The sequence below is a fragment of the Acidovorax sp. GW101-11A03 genome (assembly GCF_059424825.1).
This window is the reverse complement of record NZ_JBWKZU010000001.1, coordinates 98141-122683: the sequence shown is the minus strand read 5'-3', so window position 1 is coordinate 122683 and position 24543 is coordinate 98141. Positions and strand designations below refer to the sequence as shown.

Sequence of the window (24543 nt, the reverse complement as noted above, 5' to 3'; positions counted from 1 at the left end):
AGCCCTCAGTCCTCTCCCCGTTCCCGGGCCCGGGCGGCATAGACCAGGCCCACGCGCCGGTACAGCCCGCGCCAGCCAAAGGTGTAGAGCAGCACCACCGCGCAGGCGGCGCCCAGCCAGGGGCTCAGCGGTGCGGAAAACAGGAAGCGCCAGGCCCAGTACAGCTCCGAAAAGCCCATCAGCAGCGCCGTGCCCAGCCCGATCCAGGGGCCCTCGGCGCGCCAGGCAGCCACCGACACGAAGGCATGGGCCACGAGGGCGGCCAGCCCCAGCACCAGGTGGGTCACCATGGCCAGGAAGGGCCGCACCTCGAACCAGCCGGCCAGTCCACCCAGCGTGGGCAAGTCTGCCGACTTGGCGCCCAGCATGGTCTTGAGCGCAAAGGCCGTGAAGAGGCCTTTTTGCCGCAGCCGCCCCGAGGCCGTCTCGTGGCTGCTCATCATCGAATCGACCAGCTTGCGCGTGAGCCAGTCGCTGCCAGATGCGGTGCTGCTGGAATCGTCGTCGTTCTCGGGCGGCAACTGCCGGATGGCGCCCGGCACCTGGCTGCGCAGGGCTTCGGGCACATGCTCGATGGCGCTTCCGTTGCTTCGCACGGCCCAGGCGCACACGGTGAGCGTGCGCTGGGCCTGCGGCACCGATTCCAGCCGCCAGCCCCCGCTGCGCACATGCTCGATGCAGGCCTCTTCGCTCAGCATGGCGGGCGGGATCTGCCCGAACTCCTTCACGCTCTGGCGCAGGGCGGCTGCATAGCGTGCCGGGGTCATCAGGCGGCGCGGCACAAACCGCACCGTGTCTTCATCGGCCGCCAGGGCTGCGTCCACCATGGCGTGGGTGATGCGCTCGCGCGGAATGTCGGCCAGCGTGCGCGGGTGCGTGTGCAGTTGCGCCACCAGCGCGGCATCGTCGGCTGTTGCGGCCTGGCCCTGGGCCAGTGCCTGCAGCCAGCGGGTGTCTTCGGCTTCGTCCCACTGCGCGCGATAGGTCGCGTCCAGCGACAGCACCGTGGAGGCCTCCAGCGCCGCTGCCTGGTGGTTGCCCAGCGCGCGGTGGGCGCTGGCCATCACATAGTGCGCGTGCTGTTCGTAGCGCATCTCGGGGCGGCCCCGCTGCGCGTCGGCAAGGGCGCCTTGGTAGTCCCCGGCCCAGAGCTTCACCCAGGCGCGGGCGCCATGCCAGTGGCTGCCTTCGCGGGCATCGCCCTCTTTGCGGGCCTCGGCCAGGTCATCCTCGATCAGCCGCGTGGTCACCTCCAGGCGCAGGGGCTCGGGCACGTGCGGGAACATGTCCGAGCGGTCCTGCAGCGCAGCCACACAGACCTCCACGCTGCGCAGCGGCGCGGGGATTTTGGCCAGCGACAGGCCGTTGGTGCGGGCCGATGCCAGGCACAGCGCAGGCGTGATGAGTGCGGGCGGAATCTCTTCAATCAGGCAGCCATAGTCGTGCCGCACTGCCAGCGCGGCCAGCTCCGGCGTGATCCGGTTTTTGTCGATGTAGCTGATGTTGTAGATGTCGGCCTTGAGGGCGGCCTGCTCCACGGCGTCGGTGCGCAGCCAGTGCGCCAGGGCGCGCAGCGGGGCCCCGGCGCGCACGGCCTGGAGCGCCAGCGCGGGGGTCAGCAGGCAGCCCCACAGGTCGTACAGGCTGTTGTGGTCCCACTCGGTGGGCAGGCGGCTGTTGCGCTCGTCGCGCCAGTCCCATTCGTGCTGGCCCGCATACAGTGCGCGCGCCAGCGCCAGGCCCTCGGTCGTCATGCACTGGGGCGGGATGTTGGCGGCGATCTCTGCGCCCCGGCGGATCTGGGTCGCCAGCCGCTCGGGGGTCTGGAAGGCGGCGGGCACCCAGGCGAGCGCCTCCACGTCGCTGGCCAGTGCCGCATCCACCATGGCATCGTCGCACCAGGGCGCGGGCACCTGGGCGATGGCATAGCGGTCGCTGGCCACGGCCTGCAACCATTCTTCGCGGGTCTGGGGCAGCGGGCGTTCGGCCTGCGGAGGGTCGCCCCCCTCGCTGTCCTCGCCGTTCTTGGCGGCATCGTCGGCGCCTTCTGCGTTGGCGTGCTGGGCGATGGCCTGGCGGCGGGCGCGCTGGGCGGTTTCCAGTGCATCCAGGCTGGGGGCGGCCATCAGCCAGAGTTCCCACCAGGCGTCGCCATCGCCCGAGTCGGCGTGTTTGTACAGGCTCAGCCACTGCTCGCGCGTTTCGCGCAGCACGCCGCTGTCGCCCGGCAGGGCCTGGGACAGGGGCACGGCCCAGGCCAGGGTGTGGCTGGTGCTGTACTGGGTGGGCGCGGCATGCTCCGGGTCGGGGTCGGGCGTGCCGTATGGCTCCGTGAGGGCCCGGACCATCGCCGTGCGCGCCTGTTCCACCGTGTCGCTGAGCTGGCCGCACAAGAACTCGTAGGGCCCGTTGTGCTCTTCGCTGATGTAGGTGCGCATCACGCGCCGCACCACCACCGCGCGGTGGGCCTGCACGGTGTCTTCGTCTTCCTCTTCGTCGTCATCATCATCGTCTTCGTCCGATGCGGTCTCGGGCTCCAGGGTCTCGCCCGCCGCCAGCCGGTGCAGGCGGGTCTCGGCCTCGGCCAGCAGGGTCTGGGCCAGGGGGGCGATGCCGTCCAGCGTGGCGATGCCCTCCAGGTGTTCCGTCACTGGGGGCTCAAAGAAATGCCGGGGGGGCTGGCAGTTGTCCCCAGCGCTGCTGCGCCACAGGAGGGTGCCATCGGCATCCTGCAGCGTGGCGTGCTGGCCGTCGTAGGTGGCGCGCCAGACCATGGCGCCGTCCTTGTCGATCCAGGCCACCTGGCCATCGCGGGTGAGAAAGGGCACCAGCGGAGTGTCGGGCTGCTCCTCCACCAGCCATCCGTCGCTGTTGGTCAGCGGCTCCAGCAGCGGGTCACCCAGCGGGATGAGCTGGCCATCGGTGTGCAGCAGCGCCCAGGTGGGCGGGCTCGTGTCGCCCCGGCGCATTGCGGTGCGCGCCACGGCAAAGTGGCCTTCGGTGCGGAAGTGGCTGCCAAACGCCAGGGGTGGTGTGGGCAGGGTGGTGCCATCGGCGCGCAGAAAATCCGTGCCGTTGTAGGTGTTGGCGGCCAAGCCACAGGCCATGTAGTGCGACAGATGGCGTTCGCCCTTGACCACCACGTGGCCCTTCGCATCCAGGTAGCCATGGCCGTTGTTCCAGGCGTCGGGTTCGTCAAAAAAGGCCAGGCCTTCGCTGTTGAAGGCATCGATGCGGGGGTAGCGGGGTTCCAGCACCCACTCGCCCCGGGTGTCGATCAGGCCCCAGGTCTCCGCGTCCAGCGATGCCGGGGTGACGGGCAGCTCGCCAAAGGGTTCGACGGCCTTGAAGCGGGGCTCGATCACCCACTGGCCGTGGCGGTCCACAAAACCCTGGCGGCGCTGGTTCTTGTCCTTCTTCCAGACCACAGCACGGGCCAGGCCCTCGGCGCCGAACAGGCTCAGGTCGTGGAAGCTGTCCTCGCAGGTAAAACGCCCTTCGCGGTCGATGATGCGCCAGGCATTGGGGCCCACCTTCACGGCACACAGGCCGTCGTGAAAAGGCCGCGTGTCTTCAAACCGGGGCGGGATCACCACCTCGCCCGCCCGGTTCACAAAGCCCCAGTGCCCGTCCTGCAGAAAACGCGCCATGCCATCGTCCGAGTGGCTGCGCGCGCTGTCCAGTGTGGGGGGCGTGCGCCAGCGGGCCTCGCCATCGATGTAGCCCCAGCGGCCGTCGTCGGCCATGGCGGCCGCAATCCAGCCGCCCTGTCCGTCGGCGCTGAAGCGAAACACCATCTGCAGGCCTTCGGGCGGGCTGCTGGCGCGGCCGGGGCCGTGCACGATCACACAGGCATGGCGGGCACCGTCGGGCGACAGCGGGATGTTGGCGATGCGCGGGGGCGCGGCCGGGCTCTGGGTGTGTTGTTGTGTGTTGTGCATGGGCTCCGTTTCCTCCGCCGCGGATCGTAGCCACGCACCACCACACACACGTAATAGGACGTAATCGCGAGGGGCATGCGCACAGGCGGCTGGTTTTGGGCTTGCGTGGGCGCAGCCTTTCCCTCGGTGTACCGATTTTCTAGGTGAAAACCCTTGTTTGTCGAAAAACATGTCGAATCCGGCGACCCCCGTTCGTCGTGGTGGATGAGAGCGGCAAAAACCTGCCGTCTCACACATCCACTTGTTCACCACCACAGGAGAAATGCCATGCGATTCATGATTTTGGTCAAGGCCAGCCCCGAGAGCGAAGCCGGTGTCATGCCCGGTGAGGACCTGCTGGCTGCCATGGGCGCCTACCACGAGGAACTGGCCCGCGCGGGCGTTCTGCTGGACGGCGTGGGCCTGAAGGCCAGTGCCCAGGGCTGGCGGGTGCGCTACGGCAAGGGGGGCGAGCGCACGGTCGTCGATGGCCCGTTCACTGAAACCAAGGAGCTGCTGGCGGGCTACACGCTGATCCAGGTGCGCTCCCGCGAAGAGGCCATGGAATGGGCGCGGCGCTTCCCCAACCCGCGCGGCGAAGGCCTGGAGGCCGAGATCGAGGTGCGCCCGGTTTTTGAGCTGGACGACTTCGCACCCGGCGAGGCCGTGCAGCGTTTTCGCGACCTCGACGCCGCACGCGGCTGAGCCCTGCTGCCTTGTGACACAGGAGACCCCACCATGATCAAGACCGTTGCCCTCGTGCTGCTCGCCGCCCTGGCCCTGCTGCTGGCCTATGCCGCCACACGCCCCGACACCTTCCGCGTGGAACGCAGCCGCGTGATTGCGGCCCCGCCCGAGCAGCTCTATGGCCTCATCCACGACCTGCGCCAGTTCAACACCTGGAACCCCTACGAACGCAAGGACCCCGCCATCAAGGGCGAGTACAGCGCCACCACCGCCGGCCCCGGCGCACGCTACGCCTGGCAGGGCGACAAGGTGGGCACCGGCAGCATGGAGATCGTGGACGCCACGGCCCCCCGCCGCGTGGGCATGAAGCTCGACTTTGTGAAGCCCTTTGAAGCCCACAACCAGGTCGAGTTCACGCTGTTGCCCGAGGGCGTCGGCGCCACCCGCGTCACCTGGGCCATGCAGGGCCCCGTGCCCTACCTCGCCAAGATCGCCCACCTGTTCTTCAACATGGACCGCATGGTGGGGCAGGACTTCGAGGACGGCCTGGCCAACCTGCAGGCCGTGGTGCAAAAGCCTGCGGGCTGAACGACCTGCTTTGCAAACCCCCCCGTTTCCCTATACCTTCCCTTCCTTCAGGAGACCCTCATGCACCAACAGATCTTCGTGAACCTGCCCATCGAGAACATGGCCCGCTCGCAGGCCTTCTTCCGCGCCCTGGGCTATGAATTCAACCCCCAGTTCACCAACGACCAGGGCGCCTGCCTGGTGGTGGGCGAGAACCTCTTCGTGATGCTGCTGGTGAAAGACTTCTACCAGACCTTCACCAGCAAAACGATTGCCGACGCACGCACCACCTCCGAAGTGCTGGTGTGCTTCTCATGCGGCAGCCGTGCAGAGGTCGATGCCTTGGTGGACAAGGCCGTGGCCGCAGGTGGCACCACCCCCCGCCCCGCGCAGGACCTTGGCTTCATGTACTCGCGCAGCTTTGATGACCTCGATGGCCACACCTGGGAATTTGTGCACATGGTGGATGCCAGCCAAGCCCTGGGCTGACGGCCGGTGAGCGCGCCCGCCCTGCCCGACCGTGATGCCCTGCACCGCAGCATCGACTCCGTGTGGCGTATCGAGGCCGCACGCATCATCGCCAGCGTGGCGCGCATGACGCGCGACGTGGGCCGGGCCGAAGAGCTGGCGCAGGATGCGCTGCTGGCTGCGCTGGAGCACTGGCCGCAAACCGGCCTGCCCGCCAACCCGGCCGCCTGGCTCATGACCACCGCCAAGCGCCGCGCCATCGACCACCTGCGCCAGCAGGCCCTGCACCAGCGCGAGCACGAAGCCCTGGGCCACGACCTCGAAGCGCTCGAAGCCCAGTACGCTCCCGACGTGGTGGACACCCTGATGCACGCCGAGCAGGACGACATCGGCGACGACCTGCTGCGCCTCATGTTCACCGCCTGCCACCCTGTGCTGCCTACCGAGGCGCGTGTGGCCCTCACGCTGCGGCTGCTGGGCGGCCTCACCACGGCCGAGATCGCGCGCGCCTTCCTGGTGCCCGAGCCCACCATCGCGCAGCGCATCGTGCGTGCCAAGCGCAGCCTCACGGCCGCCCATGTGCCGTTTGAAGTGCCCGGTGCGGCCGAGCGTGCACCACGCCTGGCTTCGGTGCTGGAGGTGATCTACCTCATCTTCAACGAAGGCTATGCCGCCACAGCGGGCGACGACTGGATGCGCCCCGCACTGTGCGGCGAGGCCCAGCGCCTGGCGCGGGTGCTGGCCAGCCTCGCGCCCGACGAGCCCGAGGTGCAAGGCCTGGTGGCCCTGCTCGAAATCCAGGCCTCGCGCCTGCCCGCACGCACTGATGCGCAGGGCCAGCCCGTGCTGCTCATGGACCAGGACCGCGCGCGCTGGGACCACCTGCTGGTGCGCCGCGGTCTGGCCGCGCTCGACAAGGCCGAGCAGCTCGCGCGTACCGGCAAGCCCTGGGGGCCGTACGCGCTGCAGGGCGCCATTGCCGCCTGCCATGCACGCGCCCGGCAGGCGCAGGACACCGACTGGCCCCATATCGTGGCGCTGTACGACGCACTGCTGCAGGTCGCGCCCTCGCCCGTGGTGGCGCTGAACCGCGCGGTGGCGGTGGGCATGGCCGAGGGGCCCGGCGCTGCGCTCGTGCTGGTGGATGCGCTGGTGCGCGACCCGACGCTGCGCCATTACCACTGGCTGCCCAGCGTGCGCGGCGATCTGTTGGCCAAGCTGGGCCGGGGGGCGGAAGCGCGGGCCGAGTTTGAGCGCGCGGCGGGCCTCACGCGCAATGCGCAGGAAAAGGCCTTGCTGCTGGCCCGTGCGGCGGGGGATTGAGGGGGGCGTGTTCAGCGCCGCTTGTTCTTCTTCTCGCGGTGCCCCGGCGGTAGGGCCGCCTTGGGCGCCAGCCCCAGCGCAGCGCGTGCCAGGGTGTCGGCGGCGCCGTTGCGGTGGCGCGGAATCCACTGCAGGCGAACGTGGTGGAAGGCTTGCAAAGCGCGGCGCGCCTCATCAAACAACGCTGCCAGCCGCGCAATCGGTGCCGTGGGTGGGCCGCCCAGCTGTTCCACCAGCACGCTGTTGTCGCTGAACACGTGCACCGGGGTTGATGTGGCAATGCCCTGCTGCGCGAGCCACTGCAGCGCCAACATCAGCGCGCGCAGCTCGGCCTCGTTGTTGCAGCCGGTGAAGGTGGTGACTTCGGAGATCTGGTGCTGCACAGTCCCGTCGGGGCCCGTCAGCACCGCTCCCAGGCCCATGCGCCCCGGGTTGGGCCAGGCACTGCCGTCGCAGTGGATCACCCAGGCGCTGGGGGAGAGCGGCGCGGCCGCCCGTGCAGCCGTCACTTGTAGAACGCTTCGACCGTGCCCTTGATCTTGATGAGCAGCGGCTGGCCCTTGCGGTCCACCGTCTTGCCTGCGGGCACCTTCACCCAGCCTTCGCTGATGCAGTATTCCTCCACATCAAAACGCTCCTTGCCGTTCAGGCGGATGCCGATGTCGTGCTCGAACACGGCGGCCACATGGTGCGGGCTGCGGGGGTTGACCGACAGGTGGTCGGGCAGGGGCGGCTGGGCGGGGGTGTTGGGGGTGGTGGCTTCGGTCATAGAGGTCTCAGCGAGAAAGGAGAAAACGCAAAGCGCGGATTCTCCGGCATTTGGGGCGGGGGCTTTTCCGGCGCCCGGTCACCGCCCCAGCGGCGCCACGCCAATCAACCACGCATGGCCCCAGAACGCAAAGCCCGCCCAGGCCACCAGGCCCACCACCAGGGCAACGGCCGTGCCCGCAGCACTGCCTGCGGCGTACACCGTGCCCTGGGCACGGTCGCGCTGGCGCGCGGCGCGAAAGCTCAGCACCGCCCACAGCAAGAAGCTGCCAAACAGCAGCACATCGGCCAGGTTGCCGTTGGACAGCAGATGCGCCAGTGCCCACACCTTCACCCCCAGCACCATGGGGTGGTGCAGCCGGGCCTTGATCGCATTGCGCGGCACATAGGTGGCGGCCAGCAGCACAAAGGCGATCAGCGTCAGCAGCGCAGCGGCGTGCCGCATGCCGATGGGCGGCACCCACAGCACCATGGGCTGCTGCCGCGCCAGGCCATAGCCCCACACGATGAGCGCCAGGCCCACGGCCGACACCAGCGAATACAGCCCCTTCCACGGCATCTCGCCCATGCGCGCCAGCGTTTGCGTGCGCCAGCCATCGGCCACGATGCGCACCGAGTGCACACCCAGAAACAGCACCAGTCCCAAAACCAGAATTCCCATGGCAAAACCTTTCATCGGGGTTGTTGTGGGCGCAGCCCCCTTGTGTGGGGCTGTCGCGGCCCCAGTATGCAAGAAGTTTGAATAAAAAAGGCCTTCTCCGCGCGTCCATCATGCCCTGATAGCTATCAAATTGATAGTATTGGTGCGCCGTTTGGCGCGCCCCCCACGGGCTTGGCTAGGCCACCGCGTGCCGTGCCAGCAGCGCTCCCACCTTGGGCTTGGCGCAGCGCTGCAGTGTTTGCAGCAGCGCGTAGCTGGGCTCGGCCACGCGCCAGCGCGTGCGCAGGTCGTGCTGCATGCGCGCCAGCAGCGCGGCCGCCATCTCCGCATCGGCCAGCGCCCGGTGCGCCTGGCCCGTGCGTGGCAAGCCGTGGTAGTCCACCAGCGTGCCCAGTTGGTGGCTGGGCGCGTCGGGGTACAGCCGCCGTGACAGCAGCACCGTGCACGCAAACGGCTGCGGTGCAGGCAGCCCCGCCAGCGCCAGCTCGGCCTGCCAGAACTTGCTGTCAAACGACGCGTTGTGCGCCACCATGGGCGCGTTGCCCACAAACCGCGCGGCGTCCTGCATCACCTGCGCCGCGTCGGGCGCGGCGTTGACCATTGCGTTGGTGATGCCGGTGAGCTGGGTGATGAACGATGGAATCCACACCCCGGTCTTCATCAGGCTCTGGAACCGGTCTACCACCTGGCCTTGCTCCAGCAGCACGATCGCCACCTCGGTGGCGCGCGCGCCCTGGCCGGGCGAGATGCCGGTGGTTTCGAAGTCGATGACGGCGATGGGGGGCATGGGGGCGGGTGTGAAAAGAAAGGATTGTGCCGCCGCACCCGACCGCAGTGCTGCCTGCCTTGTGTGTCCGCGTGCCCTTCGCAATGTGTGGCCTACACTGCCCACCCTGTTTCTGGATGCATGGAGCCGAGCAACCCATGAAGAAAAGCACCGCCGATTCGGCCTGGATCAACGCCGCGCTGGACTACCTGCCGCAATGGCTGGATCTGCAGCTGGAGCGCTACCGCCAGCCCGGTTGTTCCGTGGCCATCGCACGCGGTGGCAAAACGGTGGCAGAACTGGCGCTGGGTGTGGCCGACCTGCGCACCCACCAACCCCTCACGCCCCGGCACCGCCTGCGCATTGCGTCGCACTCCAAGAGCTTCACGGCAGCGGGTGTCATGCTGCTGCGCGAGCAGGGGAAGGTTGGGTTGGACGACCCCATTGGCCGCTATGTTGATGGCCTGCACAAGGACCTGGCCCGGGCGCGCGTTGGCGAGCTGCTGTCGCACAGCGCAGGCGTGACGCGTGACGGGCCCGATGCGGGCCAGTTCCTGGACCGGCGGCCGTACCTCTCCCGCGCCGAGCTGCTGGCCGACTTGCGCGCCAAGCCGCCACTGGAGGCAGGGGTACAGCTCAAGTATTCCAACCACGGCTATGGCCTGCTGGGGCTGATGATGGAGCAGGTTACGGGCACGGACTACGCCCGCTGGATGCAGCGCCACGTGATCGCCGCCGCAGGCCTGGAAGAGACCGCCCCCGACATGCCCTACCTGCCCCGGCGCGCGCCCCTGGCCCAGGGCCACAGCAGCGAGTTTCCGTTTGGCCAGCGCCTGATCGTGCCGGGCGATAACGTGTGTGGTGCGATGGCCCCCGCTGCCGGGTTTGTGTCCACCGCGTCGGATGTGGCCCGCTTCTTTTCGCAGCTGGCGCCGGACAGCCCGCACAGCATCCTTTCGCCCGCCAGCCGCCGCGAGATGGCGCAGCGCCGCTGGCGCGACCCCTGCAACCTGTTCGAGTCCCACTACGGTCTGGGCACCATGCTCAGCGCGCCAGGCCCGCGCGAATGGATGGGCCACACCGGCGGCCTGCAGGGGTTTCTGTCGCGCACCGCGCGCTACCCCGCGCTGGACCTGACGGTGACCGTGCTCACCAACGCGCAGGATGGGCTGTCCACCGAGTGGGGGGAAGGCATTGCCAGCATCTTGTTTGCGTTCCAGCAGCATGGTGCGCCGGGTAAAAAGGAAGCCGCCTGGGCGGGGCGCTGGTGGAGCCTGTGGGGCGCGAGCGACCTGGTGCCCATGGGCAAGGTGGTGTGCCAGGTGGCGCCCGCCATGTTTGTGCCCTTCAACGCTGCCACCACCGAGCTGGTCATCACCGGGCGCGACACCGGTGCGGTCCAGAAAGCCTCTGCCTACGCCAGCCCGGGCCAGACGGTGCGCCGCGTGCGTGATGCCAGCGGCACACCGGCCGAGCTGTGGGTGGGCGGCGCCCAGCTGGTGCCCAAGGACGCCATACTGGCCGAGGCCACCCAGCGCTATCGCAAGGCGCGCCCGCGTCGCAGTGCTCTATCAAAGTGACGGATGCGCTCGGGGCATATGCATTGGTAATGCGCATGCAGCGCCGATGAAACCAACGCCATGAGAATTTCACAGATCGCCCTGCGCCTGGGGGCGAAGCCTGCTGCGCATCACCGGCGCCCTCGCCACCGTGTTGGGCCTGCTGCTGGTGGCCATCCTGGCAGTCACCACCATGCCCGGCAGCTCGCACCGCGGCGCGCTCCCGCCCGCCACCTCCGAGCAGCAGGCGCTAGCACAGCAGTTGCGCCAGCATGTGACGGTGATTGCAGCGCAGGAGCACAACGCCCAGCATCCTGCGGCTCTGGAGGCCGTGGCGACCTACTTGGAGTCAGAGCTGGTCTCGTATGGTTACCAGGTGCGGCGCGACGAGTTCAAGGCGCGGGGCGTGGCGGTGCGCAACCTGGAGGTCACGGTGCCCAGCCAGAGCGCACCGGGGCAGCGCCTGGTGGTGGTTGGCGCCCACTACGACTCGGCGCACGAAACACCCGGCGCCAACGACAACGCCACGGGCACCGCCGCCGTGCTGGCCCTGGCCAAAAGCCTCAAGCACCTGGGCGCCACCGCGCAGGCGGATGTGATGTTTGTGCTCTATACCAACGAAGAGCCGCCTTTTTTCAAGACCCCGCAGATGGGCAGCCAGGTGCACGCCCAGGCCTTGCGGGCCCGTGGTGCGCCGGTGGTGGCGATGCTGTCGCTGGAGACCATGGGGTATTTCTCGAACGCCGAAGGGTCGCAGAAGTACCCCTGGCCGCTGAACCAGTTCTACCCCACGCAGGGTGATTTCATCGCCTTCGTCGCAACCACGCCCGACCTGGGGCTGGCGCGCCGGGTGGTCCGGTCGTTCCGCTCGCATGCGGCGTTCCCGTCCGAGGGGATCGCGGCGCCGCGTTTCATCCCCGGCGTGGACTATTCGGACCATGCGGCCTACATCGACGCGGGCTACCCCGCGCTGATGGTGACCGACACCGCCCCCTACCGCTACCCGCACTACCACACGCGCGAGGACACGCCCGACAAGGTGGACTACGACCGCCTGGCCCGCGTGGTGCAGGGCCTGGAGGGGGTGGTGCGCGATCTCGCGCAGTCGCCCCGCTGAGCGGGCTCCGTCGCTCGGTCAGGCCTTCTTCAAGAACTCCGACTTGAGCAGCATGCTGCCCAGGTCGGTCTTGCAGTCCACGTTGTGGCCATCGGCGCCATCGACCAGGCGGATGCCTTTGATCTTGGTGCCCTTCTTGAGCGTGGACGAAGAACCCTTGACCTTGAGGTCTTTCACCAGGATCACCGCGTCGCCATCGGCCAGAGGGTTGCCATTCGCATCCCGGACGATGCCGTCACCTGCATCGGCGTCGGTGTCCGCAGTATCGGCCATTTGCGGCCATTCAAACGCGCAGTCGGGGCACACGTAGTTGCTGCCGTCGGGGTAGGTGTTCTCCAGGCCACATTGGGGGCAGGCAGGTACGGTGTGGGGCATGGGGGTCCTCTCTGGGGTTGTTGTAGTGGTTATGAAATCGAAGGGGGCAAAGTATCACCGCTTCACAGCGGCGCGCGTTGCTCCAGCGCAAACGGTGGCAAGCCCTTGAGCAGGCGCTGCCCGTAGCTGGTGCGCACCAGGCGTTTGTCGTAGCAGTACACATGGGCCTGGTCTTCCTCGGTGCGGATGGCGCGGCCCACCCATTGCGCCAGGCGAATGGCGGTGGCGGGCACCACCAGTTCGCTGAAGGGGTCGCGGCCCACGGCGCGCAGCCATTCGGCACGGGCCTCGCCCACGGGGTCGTCGGGCGGGGCGAAGGGCAGCTTGGTGATGAACACCGACTCGCACAGGCGTCCCGGCAGATCCAGCCCCTCGCCAAACGACTGCATGCCGAAGATGACCGAGGGCTCGCCGTTTTCCACCCGCTCGCGGTGGCGGCGCAGCAGCTGCGTGCGCGGCAGTGCGTTCTGCACCAGCACCACGCTGCGCATGGCGGTGGGCAATGCGTCCACTGCCTGTCGCATCTGCTCGCGTGAGGTGAACAGCACCAGCGCCCCGTATTCCACGCGGGCAATGTCGTGCAGCAGCGCATCAACCATCTCGGTGGTGAACTGTGCGGCGTTCTTGGGGTCGGCGCGGGTCTCGGCCGCAATTAGCGTGCCCTGCGCGGCGTAGTTGAAGGGGCTGGGCACTTCGAGCGTGGTGGTGGCTTCATCGCCATGCAGGCCCGCCTCGCGCAGGAAGAAATCAAAGTGCCCGCAGCTGGTGAGCGTGGCCGAGGTCAGCACCGCGCCGCGCACCGCGCTCCACAGGTGGTTGCGCAGCGTGGTGCCAGGCAGGATGGGGCTGGCGTGCGCCTTGACCACGATGAAGTCGCCATCCACTTCCAGCGTGAACCACTTGGCGGCGGGTACGGCGCCCTCGGGCGCGTCCTGCAGCAGCAACTGCGCGGTGGCGTGCAGCTCTTCCAGGCGCGGGGCCAGCATGCCGATCTGCGCGTACAGCGTAGACAGGCGCTTGGCCTCGTCGGGCTTGTCGCGCATCTCGGCGCGCAGGGCTTTGCTGATGGCGCGCAGCGCGTCGAGAAAGCCCTCGGCACTGGCGGCCAGCAGGCCCAGCGGCGCAATGAGCTGTTCGGGCAATTCGCCGCGTGGCACGCGCACGCGCGCCGGGCCCCAGGCGCTGGGCTGGCTCTTGAGCTGGGCGCCATACACATCCATCACGATGCGCGCCAGGTCCTGCAGCGTCTGCCGCAACTGGGCCGAGTGCTTGGGGATGTCGGCAATCTCCTCGACCTCCAGCAGCGCACCAATGCGCAGGCCCCGGCTGGCCAGCCGCTCGATCCAGGTGATGCGCGACAGGTCCATGCTGCACGCGAATTGATCCAGAGCGGTCGATGGCAGGTGGTGGGCTTCGTCCAGCACCAGCAGGCAGTTGTCCAGCTCAGGCAGCACGCGCGCGCCCAGCGACGACAGCAGCAGATCGTGGTTGGCCACGATCACCTGCGCGCCCACCAGCTCCTTGCGTTTGTCGTAATAAGTGCACTGGCTGAAGGCGGGGCAGTGTTTGCCGGTGCACGATGCGCCCTCGGCCGCCACGGGGCTCCACACCTCGGGCTCGGGCGGCGTGTCCAGGCTGTCGCGGTCGCCATCCCAGGCGCCCTTCGACAGCGTCTGCGCCATCGTGGAATAGAACTGGATGCGCGCCTCGGTCTCGTGCCGGGGGCGTTTGGCGCGGGCGGCGGCTTCTTCCTCGGCAAACAGGTCGTCGTCGGCCTCTTCCTCGGCCTCGCCCGTGCCCGCCAAGCGGTCGAGCTTGAGCTTGCACACATAGCGCCCGCGCCCCTTGGCCAACGCAAATTTGAAGGGCTGCGGCATCAGCGCGGCCAGTGCGGGCAGGTCTTTGTTGACCAGCTGCTCCTGCAGCGCCACCGTGGCGGTGGAGATCAACACCCGCGTGCCGCGCGACAGCGCCAGCGCAATGGCGGGTGCGCAATACGCCAGCGACTTGCCCACGCCTGTGCCCGCCTGGATGACGGCGATGGACCGCGTGGGTGCGGCCTCGCCGCCTTCTTCATCCACCTTGCCCAGCGTGGCGCTGCTGAAGGTGCGCGCCACCTGCTCGGCCATCAGCCGCTGGCCTGCGCGGCTGCGAAACCCCTCGGTGGCCTGCACCACCGCATCGAAAGATTCAAGGGCCTGCGCGGCCCACACCTGTTGAGACATACAGTAGTGTCGCATGCTCCAGACGGCGTGGCGGCCGACCGTGCGGTGCGGTCGAATTCTGGCCCCGCAGCAACCCCTTGGTCGCACAATCCGCGCACGACGACACCAAAAAAAGGGGATGCGATGCGAGGGAGAACGGCGCGGGCTGCAGGCCTTGGCCTGCACGGGACCATGGCATGGCAGCAAGTCTTGGCGCAATGGCTGGGCTGGGCGGTGCTGGCGATGTGCCTGGCGGCCAGCGCGGGGGCCGGGGCGCAAACCAAAACGTCGCCAGCGGTGGCGCAGGCAGATAAAACCCAGGAGCGCCAGCGCCTGCTCCCGCAGCAGCTGGTCCCTACCGACCCGGCACGGTTTGCCTGGGTGCGCGCGGCCGAGGCCGTGGGCCAGGGGGCGGATGCGATTCATCTGCTGCTGGCCTTGGTGGACGACTGGCTGCGGGCGCTGGAAGGCGGCCCAGCGCCAGCGGGGAGCAGCATCGAAGCCGCCATCGCCCATGGCCGGGCGGTGGACCCATCGTTTCTGGAGCGCCGCGCCCGGGCCGTGTGGCCCGCCATCCTGCAGGCGCAGCAGCTGCGGGCCGCATGGGACCGCGATGGCCCCGAGGTGCCCCGCCCGCCCGAGCTGGATGCGCTGGGGGCTGAGCTGGTGCAGGAAGGGCCGGGCTTGTGGGTGCGGCGGGCGCAGGACGGGCGGCTTCGGGGGCTGTACCTGTGGCTGGGCGTGCGCAACATGCTGGCCGAACCCCTGCCCCTGCCGGAATTCGCGCTGCAGCTGGGCCGCCCCGGCCTGCAACCGGCGGCGCCGCTGATGCAATGCGCGCTGCCCCGCTACAGCACGCGCCAGTGGGTGCCGCCGCAAAGCACCCAGCACTACCTGTGCAGTGCGGTCGAGGGCGGTTTCGGACTGCCACCTGCCGGCGTCAGCTGGCTGGCGCAGATGGGGCACTGGTTCAGCCAGGGGGCGGCGCTGCAGACCGTCATTCCCCAGCAAGACCAGGCCTTGTCGCGCACCGCCCGCATCCTTGTGCAGGTGGACAACCCGGCGGTGGACAACTTTCTGCGTGGTGCCCGTGAATCCACCGAGAAGCAGCAACAACTACACAAAGAACAGGCCCAGGCGGCCGCAGCGGCCAAGAAGGCCCGTGAAGCCACGCCAGCGCGCCGCTCTGGCGAGTCGCTGCCGCTCTGGCTCAAGCGGCTGATGTTCCTGGGCGGGGTGGTGGGCGCAATGGTGCTGTATGGCCTGCTCGCGCACCACTTCAGCGTGGCGGTGGCGTCCGGGGTGCTGTGGTGGGGCCTGGCGATTCCGAGCGCGATCCTCCTGCACTCGATCTGGACCATGGGCGGGACCGACGGCTGGGGCAAGCTTGTGGCCATCGTCCTGTCCGGGGCCGCCATCGCAGCGCCTTTTGTGGGCACGCTCGCCGCGTACACGGTCTACAAGCTGGTGGTGAGCGAGCGGGCGCGCCGCAAGGCGATCCTCTTCCTGCTCGGCGTGATCGTGGTCATCGTGGTCCATGCGCTGGAGCGGTGGTTGTTCTGGTGACAGCAGGCTCCGCACGCCCGCAGCCGTGCAGGGCCTGGGGCCTGCAACGCGGGGCTGCCGGTGGCGCGGAGTGGAGGGACTCTGCGGTGGCTCAAAAGCAGAAAAAAGCGCCCAAGACGTCCTGAAAGCGCCGGGCAGATCGGGCGCTATATGCTCCTGAAATAATAGCTACTAGCGCTTGTCCATCAGGCGCAGAGGCCATTTTTGGCATGAAATCTGCTGGCGGAACCGCCAGCGGGATGCGAGTCCGTGCTTATCCCCGTTCGCGCAGCGCCCGCTCAATCCGGTCGCGCCGTACCGTCGTCTTGGGCACCTTGAACGGGAACCAGCTGCGCACGTCTTCCTCCAGGCCGATGCCGTGCATGTAGTTGTAGATGGCCTTCTTGAGCGCGCCGCCCAGCGCGTCGTGGTCCACGCCCGTGGGGTCGATGAAGGCCACGTCGTTCTTGGCAAAGTCGCCCGGCGGCAGTGGCGCCAGCGTCACGCCGTACTCCTCGGGGTTCTTGCCCACGGGTGAATGCACGGTGCAGGCAAAGCGGTGAAAGAAGCCGCTCTGGATGCAGCCGTTGGCAAACAGCTGGCGCACGTATTCGAGCGCGTCCACGGTGTCCTGCACGGTCTGCGTGGGAAAGCCGTACATCAGGTACGCATGCACCAGTATGCCCGCGTCGGTGAAGGCCCGGGTCACGCGCGCCACCTGATCCACCGACACGCCTTTTTTCATGAGGTTGAGCAGCCGGTCGGACGCGACCTCCAGCCCGCCGGAGATGGCAATGCAGCCGCTGTCGGCCAGCAGATCGGCCAGTTCGGGCGTGAAGGTTTTTTCAAACCGCACATTGCCCCACCAGCTGATGCCCGCGTTGCGCGCAATCAGCTCGGTGGCCAGCGCCTTCAGCGCCTTGGGCGGTGCAGCCTCGTCCACAAAGTGAAAGCCCGTCTGCCCTGTCTCGCGCACGATCTCCTCAATGCGGTCTGCCAGCACAGCGGCACTCGCGCCCTCGTAGCGGCTGATGTAGTCCAGGCTCACGTCGCAGAAGCTGCACTTCTTCCAGTAGCAGCCGTGCGCCACGGTGAGCTTGTTCCAGCGCCCATCGCTCCACAGGCGGTGCATGGGGTTGAGCATGTCCAGCAGCGACAGGTAGCGGTCCAGCGGCAGGCCGTCCCAGGTGGGGGTGCCCACCTCGGCAAAGGCCACATCGGCCTCCATCATGTTGATGTACTGGACCGCGCCATCGTCACCGCGCAAGAAGGTACGCACCAAGCGCTGGCGGCCGCGCTCGCCGCGCAGGTGTTCCAGCAGCGCCAGCAATGGGCGCTCGCCCGCGTCCAGCGTCACGTAGTCGAAGTGGTCAAACACGCGCGGGTCGGCCAGCTCGCGCAGTTCGGTGTTCACAAAGCCGCCGCCCAGCACGGTGGCGATGTGCGGGTGGCGCGCCTTGATGGCCTGCGCGATGCGGAACGCGGCGTACACCGAGCCGGGGAAGGGCACCGACAGCAGCACCACGGTGGGCTGGTGGCGCGCGACGGCCTCGTGCGTGAGCTGCTCCAGCAGCGCGTCCACCAGCGTGGGCGGTGCGGCCAAGGCATTCGCCAGCGGGTCGAACGTGGGCTGGCTGCCTGCCAGCGATTCGGCATAGCGCACAAACTCGAAACGCTCGTCCACCGCGTCGCGCAGCACGTCGGCCAGGTCGTTCAGGTACAGCGTGGCCAGGTGCTTGGCCTTGTCGTGCAGGCCCAGGGCGCCAAAGGCCCAGCCCAGCGGGTCGCCGCCCTCGTCGTCCACATACACGTCCAGTGACGCGAAGCGCGGCCCCTCGGGCAGGTAGTGGCGGCCCGCGATGCGGTGGGCCAGGGTGCTGTCGCGCCCTTGCAGGAAGGCAATGGCCGGGCCGATGGTGGCAAGGTAGCGGTCCTGCTGTGCGGCAAAGGACTGCACGGCAGGGCTGCGCTGCTTGGCGGGCAAGGCTTGTACGCGCGCCGCCACATCCTGCAGGCCCTCGGGGGACAGCAGCCGCAGCACCAGCGCCAGCGCCAGGTCTTCCTGGAACGCCGTGATCCCCCGCGAGCGCAGAAAGCCCGTGAGGTAGGCGGTGGAGGGGTAAGGCGTGTTCAGCTGCGTCATCGGCGGGATGACGGAGAGCACGCGGCACGGGGAAGAGGCCATGGAATCTCGGGGGTGGTATGCCCCGATTATCCCGGGCCCCCGGTTCTGTGCGGGGGGTGCGGCTACTGTCGCTTGTGCGCGGCGGTTGCCGGGGTCAGCCGTGGGGGGCGGTTCCGCTGCGCGCCTGGGCCAATGCGTCCAGGGCCTGGCGGCGTGCGTGTTTGACCTGGTACATGGTCTGGTCGGCTGTGCGCAGGGCATCCTCTGCCCGGTGGTACTGGCCGGGCGCGATGGTGGTCACGCCCACGCTGGCGCCAGCGTAGTCCAGGGCCACGCCTTGCAGCACAAAGTGGCCCTGGGTGGCCTGGGTGATGCGCTGGCTGAGCATATCCTGCGCAGACTGCGCGGCGTCGCCCGCATGGGCGCTCAGGCTGATCACTACAAACTCGTCGCCGCCCAGGCGTGCGGCCAGGTCCTCGGCGCGCAGCACGCCCCGCAGGCGCTGCGCAATGGCCACCAGGAACTGATCGCCCACCGCGTGGCCGTGGGTGTCGTTGATCGCCTTGAATCCATCCAGGTCGATGAACGCGATCTGCACGCCCATCTTGCGCCGCAGCCCCTGCGCCAGCATGCGCTCCAGCGCCTCCATGAGTGCGCGGCGGTTGGGTAGCCCGGTGAGCGGGTCGGTGGCGGCGGCTGTGGCCAGCTGCTCGTTGGCAGACAGCAGCTTCTGGATCAGCCGTTCGCGCTCCACCTGCTGGCCGATGAGGTAGGCGAACAGGGTGAGGATGCGTTCGGCCTCGGGCGTGCGCGGGCGTGCATGGGTGCTGGCCGCGCACAGCGTGCCGTACAGCGCGCCGTCGCCCATGCGCACAGGCTTGCTCACATAGGTGCGGATGCCCAGGTCGCGCGCGGCTCCCGAATCGCCCCAGCAGGCGGGCACATCGTCGGTGAAGGTGCGCCCCTCTTCCAGCGCGCGCTTGCACAGCGTGTCGTTCCACGGCACCACGAGTCCCTCGGGGATCTGCATGGCGCTGGTGTTGCGGGCGTACAGCACATGCTGCACCCCCTGGGCCTCGTCGATGGAGGTGAGGTAGGTGGACTCCAGCCCCGTCACCGCCTCCAGCATTTCCAGCAGCGGCCGCGTCAGCTCCTCGACGGAGCGGGCCACAGAGACGGATTCGGAGAGTTGCTCAAGAATTTCGCTCATACGCCGGAAATTATGGCCGGGGCCATGGTGCGCGCCGCAGGGCCGGGTTCAAAGACCGGGTGCGGGTGGGGCCAGGTAGTTGTTCTTGACGCGCACATAGTGTTCGGCCGAATACTTCAGGTAGGCGATCTCGGCCTCGGTGAGCGCGCGCTGGCGCACCGCAGGGCGGCCGATGTAGAGGTAGCCGCTTTCCAGCACCTTGCCCGGCGACACCAGGCTGCCCGCTCCCAGCATCACGCGGTCTTCGATCACCGCGTCGTCCATCACGATGGAGCCCATGCCGATGAGGCATTCGTTGCCGATGCGGCAGCCGTGCAGGATCACCGAATGGCCGATGGTGACGTAGTCGCCGATGACCAGCGGCGAGCCCTCGGGCTTGCTGGCGTTGCGGTGCGAGACATGGCCCATGGTGAGGTCCTGCACGTTGCTGCACACCCCGACGGTGATGCGGTTCACATCGCCGCGCAGCACGGCGTTGCACCAGACCGAGCTGTCGCGGCCCAGGGTGACGTCGCCGATGACCTGGGCAGAGTCGTGGATAAAAACGCCGGTGTCCAGCGTGGGTTGGGTATCGAGGTAGGGAGCGATGGGCATGGGGTGTGGGGCTCGGGGCCCTGGAAGAGAAAACGAGAGGGTTCGGCGAGTGCCGTGCTGCTGCCCGGGGCGCGGGCGGTGCAGTCAGCGCCGTCGGGTTGCGCGCTTGGCGGGGGCGGCTGTGGTGCCGGTGGCATCCATGGCGGGCCGCACGGCGTAGAACCCCAGAAACATGTCCACTGCATCGCCCAGCACCTGCTGCTGCTCGGCGGTGGTAAGGGGGGCTTGCCCCATGGCCAGCTGAGGCCAGAAGGCGAACGACTTGACCATGCCGTGCAGCTGGTGTGCGGCGTACTGCGGGTCCACGCCTGCGCGCAGGGCGCCGTCCTGCTGGGCGGCGCGGATCCAGCGCGGCAGGCCCTCTTCCTTTTCGGACAGGCGCGCCACCATGGCCTGGGCGCGCTCGGGCGTGTGCATCATCTCGGCGATGGCCACGCGCGAGAGGTCGATGAAGCTCGCGTCGTTCAGCAGCTCCATCTTCTGCTCCAGCACCGCCAGCAGCTGCGCGCGCAGCGGGCGGGCGGCATCGTAGGCCACATCGGCCAGCGAATGGCTGCGGTCCCACAGGTGGTCCAGGATGGCCTCGAACAGCTCGTCCTTGCTGGGGAAGTGGTTGTACACCGTGCGCTTGGACACATCTGCCGCGGCGGCCACGCGGTCCATGCTGGTGCCGCTGAAGCCATGCTCGCGGAACTCGGCAATGGCGGCCTGCACGATGGCGTCGCGCTTGCGGTCGGTCAGGCGGGTGGGGGGAGCGGTGGGGGCCTCGGTCATAGACAAAATTTTACACCGAGTAGTTTACTTTTTTGAAAAGTGAACTACACTGTGCAGTGTAATTTTCCAAGGGCATCTCCATGCTCCGAACCTTCGTCCTCCTCACTGTCCTGATCGCCATGGCCTACAGCATTCTTTCGTGCACCACCCTGCCCGCAAGCTCGTACGAGCAGTCGCCCCAGTACACCGAAGGCAAGTTCCGCAACGCCGCGCCGCGCCAGGCGCCAGGTTTTGCCAAGACCCTGGCCATCATGTGGCGCTTCATGACCGAGAAGCCCGCCGACGCCGTGCCTGCAGAGCCGCCCCAGGTGCTGCCGCTCACGCAGGCAGACCTGCTCAAGGCCCCCGACCTGAGCCTGTGGCGCCTGGGCCACTCCACCATGCTGCTCAAGCTGCAGGGCCAGTTCTGGCTGACCGACCCGGTGTTCTCCGAGCGCGCCTCGCCGTTTACCTTCATGGGCCCCAAGCGCTTCCACGCGCCGCCCATCGCCATCGACGAGCTGCCGCCCATCACCGGCGTGGTGCTGTCGCACGACCACTACGACCACCTGGACTACGACGCCATCCAGAAGCTCGCCCCCAAGGTGGCGCACTTTGTGACGCCGCTGGGCGTGGGCGACCGCCTGATTGGCTGGGGCGTGCCCGCCGCCAAGGTGCAGCAGTTCGACTGGTGGCAGGGCACCACCATCGCCGGGGTGAAGCTGGTGGCAACACCCGCACAGCATTTCTCGGGCCGCAGCCTGTCGGACGGCAACCGCACGCTGTGGGCCTCGTGGGTGATCCAGACCGATGACACGCGCATCTTCTTCAGCGGCGACACGGGCTATTTCGACGGATTCAAGGCCATTGGCGAGCGTTTTGGCCCGTTCGACCTGACCCTGATCGAAACCGGCGCCTACGACGCCCAGTGGCCCGACGTGCACATGCAGCCCGAGGAGAGCCTGCAGGCGCACCTGGACGTGAAGGGCCGCCACCTCATGCCCATCCACAACGGCACTTTCGATCTGGCGCTGCACGCCTGGACGGACCCGTTCGACCGCATCACGGCCCTGGCCGAAAAAGCCCATGTGCCCCTGGTCGCGCCGGTGATGGGCGAGCGCCTGGACATCCGCCAGCCTGCACTGTCAATGCAGTGGTGGAAGGGCCCGCAGCCGCAGGCGCGCCCCGCGGTGATGACCGAGGGCAACGGCGTTGCCGCCCGCGTGCCTGCGCGGTCCTGAGGCACCAGGGCCTTTGCTTCAAAGGCCTTGTTTCAAAGTTGCGCCAGCCGCGCCACTACACGCGCGGCGCCCACGATCTCGGCCTCGCTGTAACCCGCGTAGCCAAACAGCCACCCGCGCCGCTGTGACTGCATGGCGTAACGCGACAGCGGCGCCAGCATCACCCCGGCCGTGAGGGCTTTGCGGCTCAGGGTCTCGTCGTCGCTGCCCGTCGCACTTTCCAGCAGCAGGTGCATGCCCCGGTCGCTGGGGGTGAGCTGCAGGGCGCCATCGCTCGCGCCAGCCAGGGCATGGATCAGCACCTGCTGACGCACCTGGTACAGCTCGCGCATCTGCCGCAGGTGGCGCAGCAGGTGGCCGTCAGCAATGAAGCGCGCGAGCACGGCCTGCGCATCGCCCGGTGCATGCCGGTCGGTGATCGCGCGGGCCATGGCAAAGGCCTCCACCAGCGCGGGCGGCACCACCACGAAGCCCAGGCGCAGGCCGGGGTGCAAGGTCTTGCTGAAGGTGCCCACATACAGCACCCGTTCCGAGCCCGGCAGGCTGCACAAGGCGGGCACCCGCTGGGCTGCGTTGCCGTACTGGAATTCGCCGTCGTAGTCGTCCTCCACCACCCAGGCATCGTGGGCGCGCGCCCATTGCAGCAAAGCCTGCCGCCGCGCGAGGCCCATGCCCACGCCCGTGGGGAACTGGTGCGTGGGCGTGACCACGGCCATGCGCGCGCCGGGCCACAACGTGGCACCTTCGCCGATGCACAGACCCTGCGCATCCAGCGCCACGGGCCGCGCCTGGGCACCATGGGCCAGCAGGCTGGCGCGGATGCCGGGGTAACCGGGGTCTTCCACCAGCACCTCGTCGCCCGCGTCCAGCAGCAGCCGCGCGATCAGGTCGATGCCCTGCTGCGAACCCGAGCACACCACCACCTGCGCCACGTCGCAGCGGATGCCGCGCGAGGCCCACAACCACAGCGCAATGGCCTGGCGCAGGTCGGGGTCGCCCGCCGGGTCGAGGTACTGCGCGCGCGCGCTGCGCTGGGCGGGGCTGGCCTGGCGCGCCAGGCGGTCCCACAGCGCAAACGGAAAGCTGTCCACCTCGGGCGCGCCGATGCGGAACGCGCGCGCCGCCACATGCGGCGGGCGCCAGCGCGCGGCCGTCTCGGCAATGAGCTGCCCGCGCCGCGACAGCCCGCGCGGCGGTGCGACCAGCCCTTGCGGGGGCGGTGTCCCTGCGGCCTGCGAGACATAGGTGCCGTCGCCCACACGCGCCTCCACATAGCCCTCGGCCTGCAGGCGCTGTACAGCCCACAGCACCGTGTTGCGCGCCACGCCCCGGCTGGCCGCCTGCTCGCGCGAAGGTGGCAGGCGCGTGCCCGCAGGCAGGCGGCCCTGCTCGATGGCGCTGCGCAGCTGCTCGTACACCTGCTGGCGCAGCAGACCGGTGGGGCCGCCGGGGGCATTGGCTCTGGCAACGGGCATGAATTGGTTCCTTTGATGGGGCTGCATCGCCATAAACTGAAGAACCATTGTAGAAAGACCTCCCACCATGGCCGAGCACCTCGCCACCATCATCTGGACCCGTGGCACCGACGATTTCCTGGACAAGCGCTACCACCGCGCCCACCGCTGGCAGTTCGATGGCGGGGCCACCGTGGCCGCGTCGTCGTCGCCCCATGTGGTGCCGCTGCCGTATTCCGATGCGGCGGCGGTGGACCCCGAAGAAGCCTATGTCGCCGCGCTGTCGAGCTGCCACATGCTGTGGTTCATGGACTTCGCCAGCCGCGCGGGCTACCGGCTCAACCGCTACACCGACGCGGCCGTGGGCACCATGGCCAGGAACGCAGAGGGCCAGCTGGTCGTCACCCACGTGCAGTTGCGCCCCGTCACATGCTTTGACGCGGCCCACGCGCCCAGCGCTGCCCAGCTGGACGACCTGCACCACCGCGCGCACGCGTCGTGTTTTCTGGCCAACTCGGTCAAGACGCAGATCGACTGTGCGCCCGTGCTCGAAGTGGAAGGCGCCTGACCATGGCCAACCCCAACCGGCAATTCCAAGTCACCGAACCGGCCACCCTGCACGCGCTGGTGCAGGCGCAGCCCCTGGCCACGCTGGTGATCGCGCACGCAGGTGCGCAACACGTCAACCACATCCCGCTGTACCTGGACCCCACGCGCGGCCCCCACGGCACCCTGGTTGGCCATGTGGCCCGTGCCAACGGTGTGTGGCCGCTGCTGCCGCAAACGGCGGTGGCGGTGTTCCACGGCCCGCAGGCCTATGTGTCGCCCAGCTGGTATCCGTCCAAGGCCATCGACGGCAAGCAGGTGCCTACCTGGAACTACGCCGCCGTGCACGCCCACGGCACCTTGAGCGCGGTGGACGACCCGGTGCGCCTGCGCGCCATCCTGCACACCCTGAGCGGGCGGCACGAAGCCCACCGCCCCGACCCCTGGCGCATCGACGACGCGCCGCCCGACTACATCGACAAGCTGTTGCGCGCCATCGTGGGCATCGAGCTGGCGGTGGAGCGCTGGGAGGGCATCTGGAAGGTGAGCCAGAACCGCACCGACACCGACCGCGCAGGCGTGGTGCAGGGCCTGATGGCCGAAGGCACGCCTGCGGCGGAGGACATGGCGGCGCTGGTGCTCGGGCGGCCGATGGCGTAG

Annotated in this window: 22 protein-coding genes; 10 read left to right on the top strand and 12 right to left on the bottom strand. The window is 68.6% G+C overall.

Going from position 1 to position 24543, the window contains the following annotated elements:
* Positions 1-5: 5 nt before the first annotated feature.
* The gene (locus AC07Z7_RS00545) at positions 6-3941 is read right to left on the bottom strand and encodes a WG repeat-containing protein (protein ID WP_494764953.1); all 3936 of its coding nucleotides are present in this window, start codon (positions 3939-3941) and stop codon (positions 6-8) included.
* Between the two features lie 267 nt (positions 3942-4208).
* On the opposite strand from AC07Z7_RS00545, the gene AC07Z7_RS00540 reads away from it, so the two are divergent.
* Genes AC07Z7_RS00540 through AC07Z7_RS00525 form a run of 4 tightly spaced genes read left to right on the top strand, consistent with a single transcriptional unit; the run spans position 4209 to position 6965 of the window.
* Positions 4209-4625, top strand: coding sequence for a YciI family protein (locus tag AC07Z7_RS00540; RefSeq protein WP_094289909.1), 417 nt, complete (start codon positions 4209-4211; stop codon positions 4623-4625).
* A gap of 33 nt (positions 4626-4658) precedes the next feature.
* Positions 4659-5195 (top strand): SRPBCC family protein, encoded by a 537-nt coding sequence (locus AC07Z7_RS00535; protein WP_494764952.1) that lies wholly within the window; start codon positions 4659-4661, stop codon positions 5193-5195.
* Positions 5196-5255: 60 nt separating this feature from the next.
* Positions 5256-5663: a VOC family protein gene (locus AC07Z7_RS00530; RefSeq protein ID WP_094289907.1), complete on the top strand. Its 408-nt coding sequence runs from the start codon at positions 5256-5258 to the stop codon at positions 5661-5663.
* Positions 5664-5669: 6 nt separating this feature from the next.
* A complete protein-coding gene (locus AC07Z7_RS00525) occupies positions 5670-6965 on the top strand; it encodes an RNA polymerase sigma factor (RefSeq protein ID WP_494764951.1) in 1296 nt (431 codons plus the stop codon).
* Between the two features lie 11 nt (positions 6966-6976).
* On the opposite strand, the gene AC07Z7_RS00520 is transcribed toward AC07Z7_RS00525, so the two are convergent.
* The 4 genes from AC07Z7_RS00520 to AC07Z7_RS00505 form a co-directional block, all read right to left on the bottom strand.
* Entirely contained in the window at positions 6977-7474 is a 498-nt protein-coding gene (locus tag AC07Z7_RS00520; RefSeq protein ID WP_494764950.1) for a ribonuclease HI family protein, read from the bottom strand.
* A complete protein-coding gene (locus AC07Z7_RS00515; RefSeq protein ID WP_056742544.1) occupies positions 7471-7734 on the bottom strand; it encodes a DUF3297 family protein in 264 nt (87 codons plus the stop codon). Before AC07Z7_RS00515 ends, AC07Z7_RS00520 begins: the two co-directional genes overlap by 4 nt.
* A gap of 78 nt (positions 7735-7812) precedes the next feature.
* Positions 7813-8394 carry an NnrU family protein gene (locus AC07Z7_RS00510; RefSeq protein ID WP_494764949.1) on the bottom strand — a complete coding sequence of 194 codons (582 nt, stop codon included), beginning with the start codon at positions 8392-8394 and terminating at the stop codon, positions 7813-7815.
* A 175-nt stretch (positions 8395-8569) separates the two neighbouring features.
* The gene (locus tag AC07Z7_RS00505) at positions 8570-9181 is read right to left on the bottom strand and encodes a 3'-5' exonuclease (RefSeq protein WP_094289905.1); all 612 of its coding nucleotides are present in this window, start codon (positions 9179-9181) and stop codon (positions 8570-8572) included.
* Positions 9182-9318: 137 nt separating this feature from the next.
* On the opposite strand from AC07Z7_RS00505, the gene AC07Z7_RS00500 reads away from it, so the two are divergent.
* Both AC07Z7_RS00500 and AC07Z7_RS00495 read left to right on the top strand, forming a co-directional pair.
* Complete coding sequence (locus AC07Z7_RS00500; RefSeq protein ID WP_494764948.1) at positions 9319-10740, top strand: serine hydrolase domain-containing protein; 1422 nt, start codon at positions 9319-9321, stop codon at positions 10738-10740.
* A 130-nt stretch (positions 10741-10870) separates the two neighbouring features.
* Positions 10871-11836, top strand: coding sequence for a M28 family peptidase (locus tag AC07Z7_RS00495; protein WP_494764947.1), 966 nt, complete (start codon positions 10871-10873; stop codon positions 11834-11836).
* A gap of 18 nt (positions 11837-11854) precedes the next feature.
* Here the strand turns inward: AC07Z7_RS00495 and AC07Z7_RS00490 are convergent, their stop codons facing one another.
* Both AC07Z7_RS00490 and dinG read right to left on the bottom strand, forming a co-directional pair.
* On the bottom strand, positions 11855-12211 hold the full coding sequence (locus AC07Z7_RS00490; RefSeq protein ID WP_494764946.1) for a zinc ribbon domain-containing protein YjdM: 357 nt from the start codon (positions 12209-12211) through the stop codon (positions 11855-11857).
* A gap of 62 nt (positions 12212-12273) precedes the next feature.
* Complete coding sequence (gene dinG / locus AC07Z7_RS00485; RefSeq protein WP_494764945.1) at positions 12274-14436, bottom strand: ATP-dependent DNA helicase DinG; 2163 nt, start codon at positions 14434-14436, stop codon at positions 12274-12276.
* Between the two features lie 171 nt (positions 14437-14607).
* On the opposite strand from dinG, the gene AC07Z7_RS00480 reads away from it, so the two are divergent.
* On the top strand, positions 14608-15981 hold the full coding sequence (locus AC07Z7_RS00480; RefSeq protein WP_494764944.1) for a hypothetical protein: 1374 nt from the start codon (positions 14608-14610) through the stop codon (positions 15979-15981).
* A gap of 253 nt (positions 15982-16234) precedes the next feature.
* Here AC07Z7_RS00480 and AC07Z7_RS00475 read toward each other — a convergent pair whose 3' ends face one another.
* The 4 genes from AC07Z7_RS00475 to AC07Z7_RS00460 all read right to left on the bottom strand — a co-directional run bounded on the left by AC07Z7_RS00475 (position 16235) and on the right by AC07Z7_RS00460 (position 20663).
* Positions 16235-18145 carry a B12-binding domain-containing radical SAM protein gene (locus AC07Z7_RS00475; RefSeq protein ID WP_494764943.1) on the bottom strand — a complete coding sequence of 637 codons (1911 nt, stop codon included), beginning with the start codon at positions 18143-18145 and terminating at the stop codon, positions 16235-16237.
* A 94-nt stretch (positions 18146-18239) separates the two neighbouring features.
* Positions 18240-19295 carry a sensor domain-containing diguanylate cyclase gene (locus AC07Z7_RS00470; protein WP_494764942.1) on the bottom strand — a complete coding sequence of 352 codons (1056 nt, stop codon included), beginning with the start codon at positions 19293-19295 and terminating at the stop codon, positions 18240-18242.
* A 48-nt stretch (positions 19296-19343) separates the two neighbouring features.
* Positions 19344-19889, bottom strand: coding sequence for a gamma carbonic anhydrase family protein (locus AC07Z7_RS00465; protein ID WP_252659993.1), 546 nt, complete (start codon positions 19887-19889; stop codon positions 19344-19346).
* Between the two features lie 84 nt (positions 19890-19973).
* The gene (locus AC07Z7_RS00460) at positions 19974-20663 is read right to left on the bottom strand and encodes a TetR/AcrR family transcriptional regulator (RefSeq protein WP_494764941.1); all 690 of its coding nucleotides are present in this window, start codon (positions 20661-20663) and stop codon (positions 19974-19976) included.
* Positions 20664-20782: 119 nt separating this feature from the next.
* Here AC07Z7_RS00460 and AC07Z7_RS00455 point away from each other — a divergent pair, with 119 nt between their 5' ends.
* Entirely contained in the window at positions 20783-21883 is a 1101-nt protein-coding gene (locus tag AC07Z7_RS00455) for an MBL fold metallo-hydrolase (RefSeq protein WP_494765066.1), read from the top strand.
* Positions 21884-21915: 32 nt separating this feature from the next.
* Here the strand turns inward: AC07Z7_RS00455 and pdxR are convergent, their stop codons facing one another.
* Entirely contained in the window at positions 21916-23358 is a 1443-nt protein-coding gene (gene pdxR, locus AC07Z7_RS00450; protein ID WP_494764940.1) for a MocR-like pyridoxine biosynthesis transcription factor PdxR, read from the bottom strand.
* A gap of 67 nt (positions 23359-23425) precedes the next feature.
* Between pdxR and AC07Z7_RS00445 the strand changes: the two genes are divergently transcribed.
* On the top strand, positions 23426-23905 hold the full coding sequence (locus AC07Z7_RS00445) for an OsmC family protein (RefSeq protein ID WP_494764939.1): 480 nt from the start codon (positions 23426-23428) through the stop codon (positions 23903-23905).
* 2 nt (positions 23906-23907) lie between these two features.
* Entirely contained in the window at positions 23908-24543 is a 636-nt protein-coding gene (locus tag AC07Z7_RS00440) for an FMN-binding negative transcriptional regulator (protein WP_494764938.1), read from the top strand.

What these genes read in the sequence shown, in the direction of transcription:
- AC07Z7_RS00545 (WP_494764953.1), bottom strand. Translation starts at nt 3,941, where the DNA reads ATGCACAACACACAACAACACACCCAGAGCCCGGCCGCGCCCCCGCGC.
- AC07Z7_RS00540 (WP_094289909.1), top strand. Translation starts at nt 4,209, where the DNA reads ATGCGATTCATGATTTTGGTCAAGGCCAGCCCCGAGAGCGAAGCCGGT.
- AC07Z7_RS00535 (WP_494764952.1), top strand. Translation starts at nt 4,659, where the DNA reads ATGATCAAGACCGTTGCCCTCGTGCTGCTCGCCGCCCTGGCCCTGCTG.
- AC07Z7_RS00530 (WP_094289907.1), top strand. Translation starts at nt 5,256, where the DNA reads ATGCACCAACAGATCTTCGTGAACCTGCCCATCGAGAACATGGCCCGC.
- AC07Z7_RS00515 (WP_056742544.1), bottom strand. Translation starts at nt 7,734, where the DNA reads ATGACCGAAGCCACCACCCCCAACACCCCCGCCCAGCCGCCCCTGCCC.
- AC07Z7_RS00510 (WP_494764949.1), bottom strand. Translation starts at nt 8,394, where the DNA reads ATGGGAATTCTGGTTTTGGGACTGGTGCTGTTTCTGGGTGTGCACTCG.
- AC07Z7_RS00505 (WP_094289905.1), bottom strand. Translation starts at nt 9,181, where the DNA reads ATGCCCCCCATCGCCGTCATCGACTTCGAAACCACCGGCATCTCGCCC.
- AC07Z7_RS00500 (WP_494764948.1), top strand. Translation starts at nt 9,319, where the DNA reads ATGAAGAAAAGCACCGCCGATTCGGCCTGGATCAACGCCGCGCTGGAC.
- AC07Z7_RS00490 (WP_494764946.1), bottom strand. Translation starts at nt 12,211, where the DNA reads ATGCCCCACACCGTACCTGCCTGCCCCCAATGTGGCCTGGAGAACACC.
- dinG (WP_494764945.1), bottom strand. Translation starts at nt 14,436, where the DNA reads ATGTCTCAACAGGTGTGGGCCGCGCAGGCCCTTGAATCTTTCGATGCG.
- AC07Z7_RS00480 (WP_494764944.1), top strand. Translation starts at nt 14,608, where the DNA reads ATGGCATGGCAGCAAGTCTTGGCGCAATGGCTGGGCTGGGCGGTGCTG.
- AC07Z7_RS00475 (WP_494764943.1), bottom strand. Translation starts at nt 18,145, where the DNA reads ATGGCCTCTTCCCCGTGCCGCGTGCTCTCCGTCATCCCGCCGATGACG.
- AC07Z7_RS00470 (WP_494764942.1), bottom strand. Translation starts at nt 19,295, where the DNA reads ATGAGCGAAATTCTTGAGCAACTCTCCGAATCCGTCTCTGTGGCCCGC.
- AC07Z7_RS00465 (WP_252659993.1), bottom strand. Translation starts at nt 19,889, where the DNA reads ATGCCCATCGCTCCCTACCTCGATACCCAACCCACGCTGGACACCGGC.
- AC07Z7_RS00460 (WP_494764941.1), bottom strand. Translation starts at nt 20,663, where the DNA reads ATGACCGAGGCCCCCACCGCTCCCCCCACCCGCCTGACCGACCGCAAG.
- AC07Z7_RS00455 (WP_494765066.1), top strand. Translation starts at nt 20,783, where the DNA reads ATGGCCTACAGCATTCTTTCGTGCACCACCCTGCCCGCAAGCTCGTAC.
- pdxR (WP_494764940.1), bottom strand. Translation starts at nt 23,358, where the DNA reads ATGCCCGTTGCCAGAGCCAATGCCCCCGGCGGCCCCACCGGTCTGCTG.
- AC07Z7_RS00445 (WP_494764939.1), top strand. Translation starts at nt 23,426, where the DNA reads ATGGCCGAGCACCTCGCCACCATCATCTGGACCCGTGGCACCGACGAT.
- AC07Z7_RS00440 (WP_494764938.1), top strand. Translation starts at nt 23,908, where the DNA reads ATGGCCAACCCCAACCGGCAATTCCAAGTCACCGAACCGGCCACCCTG.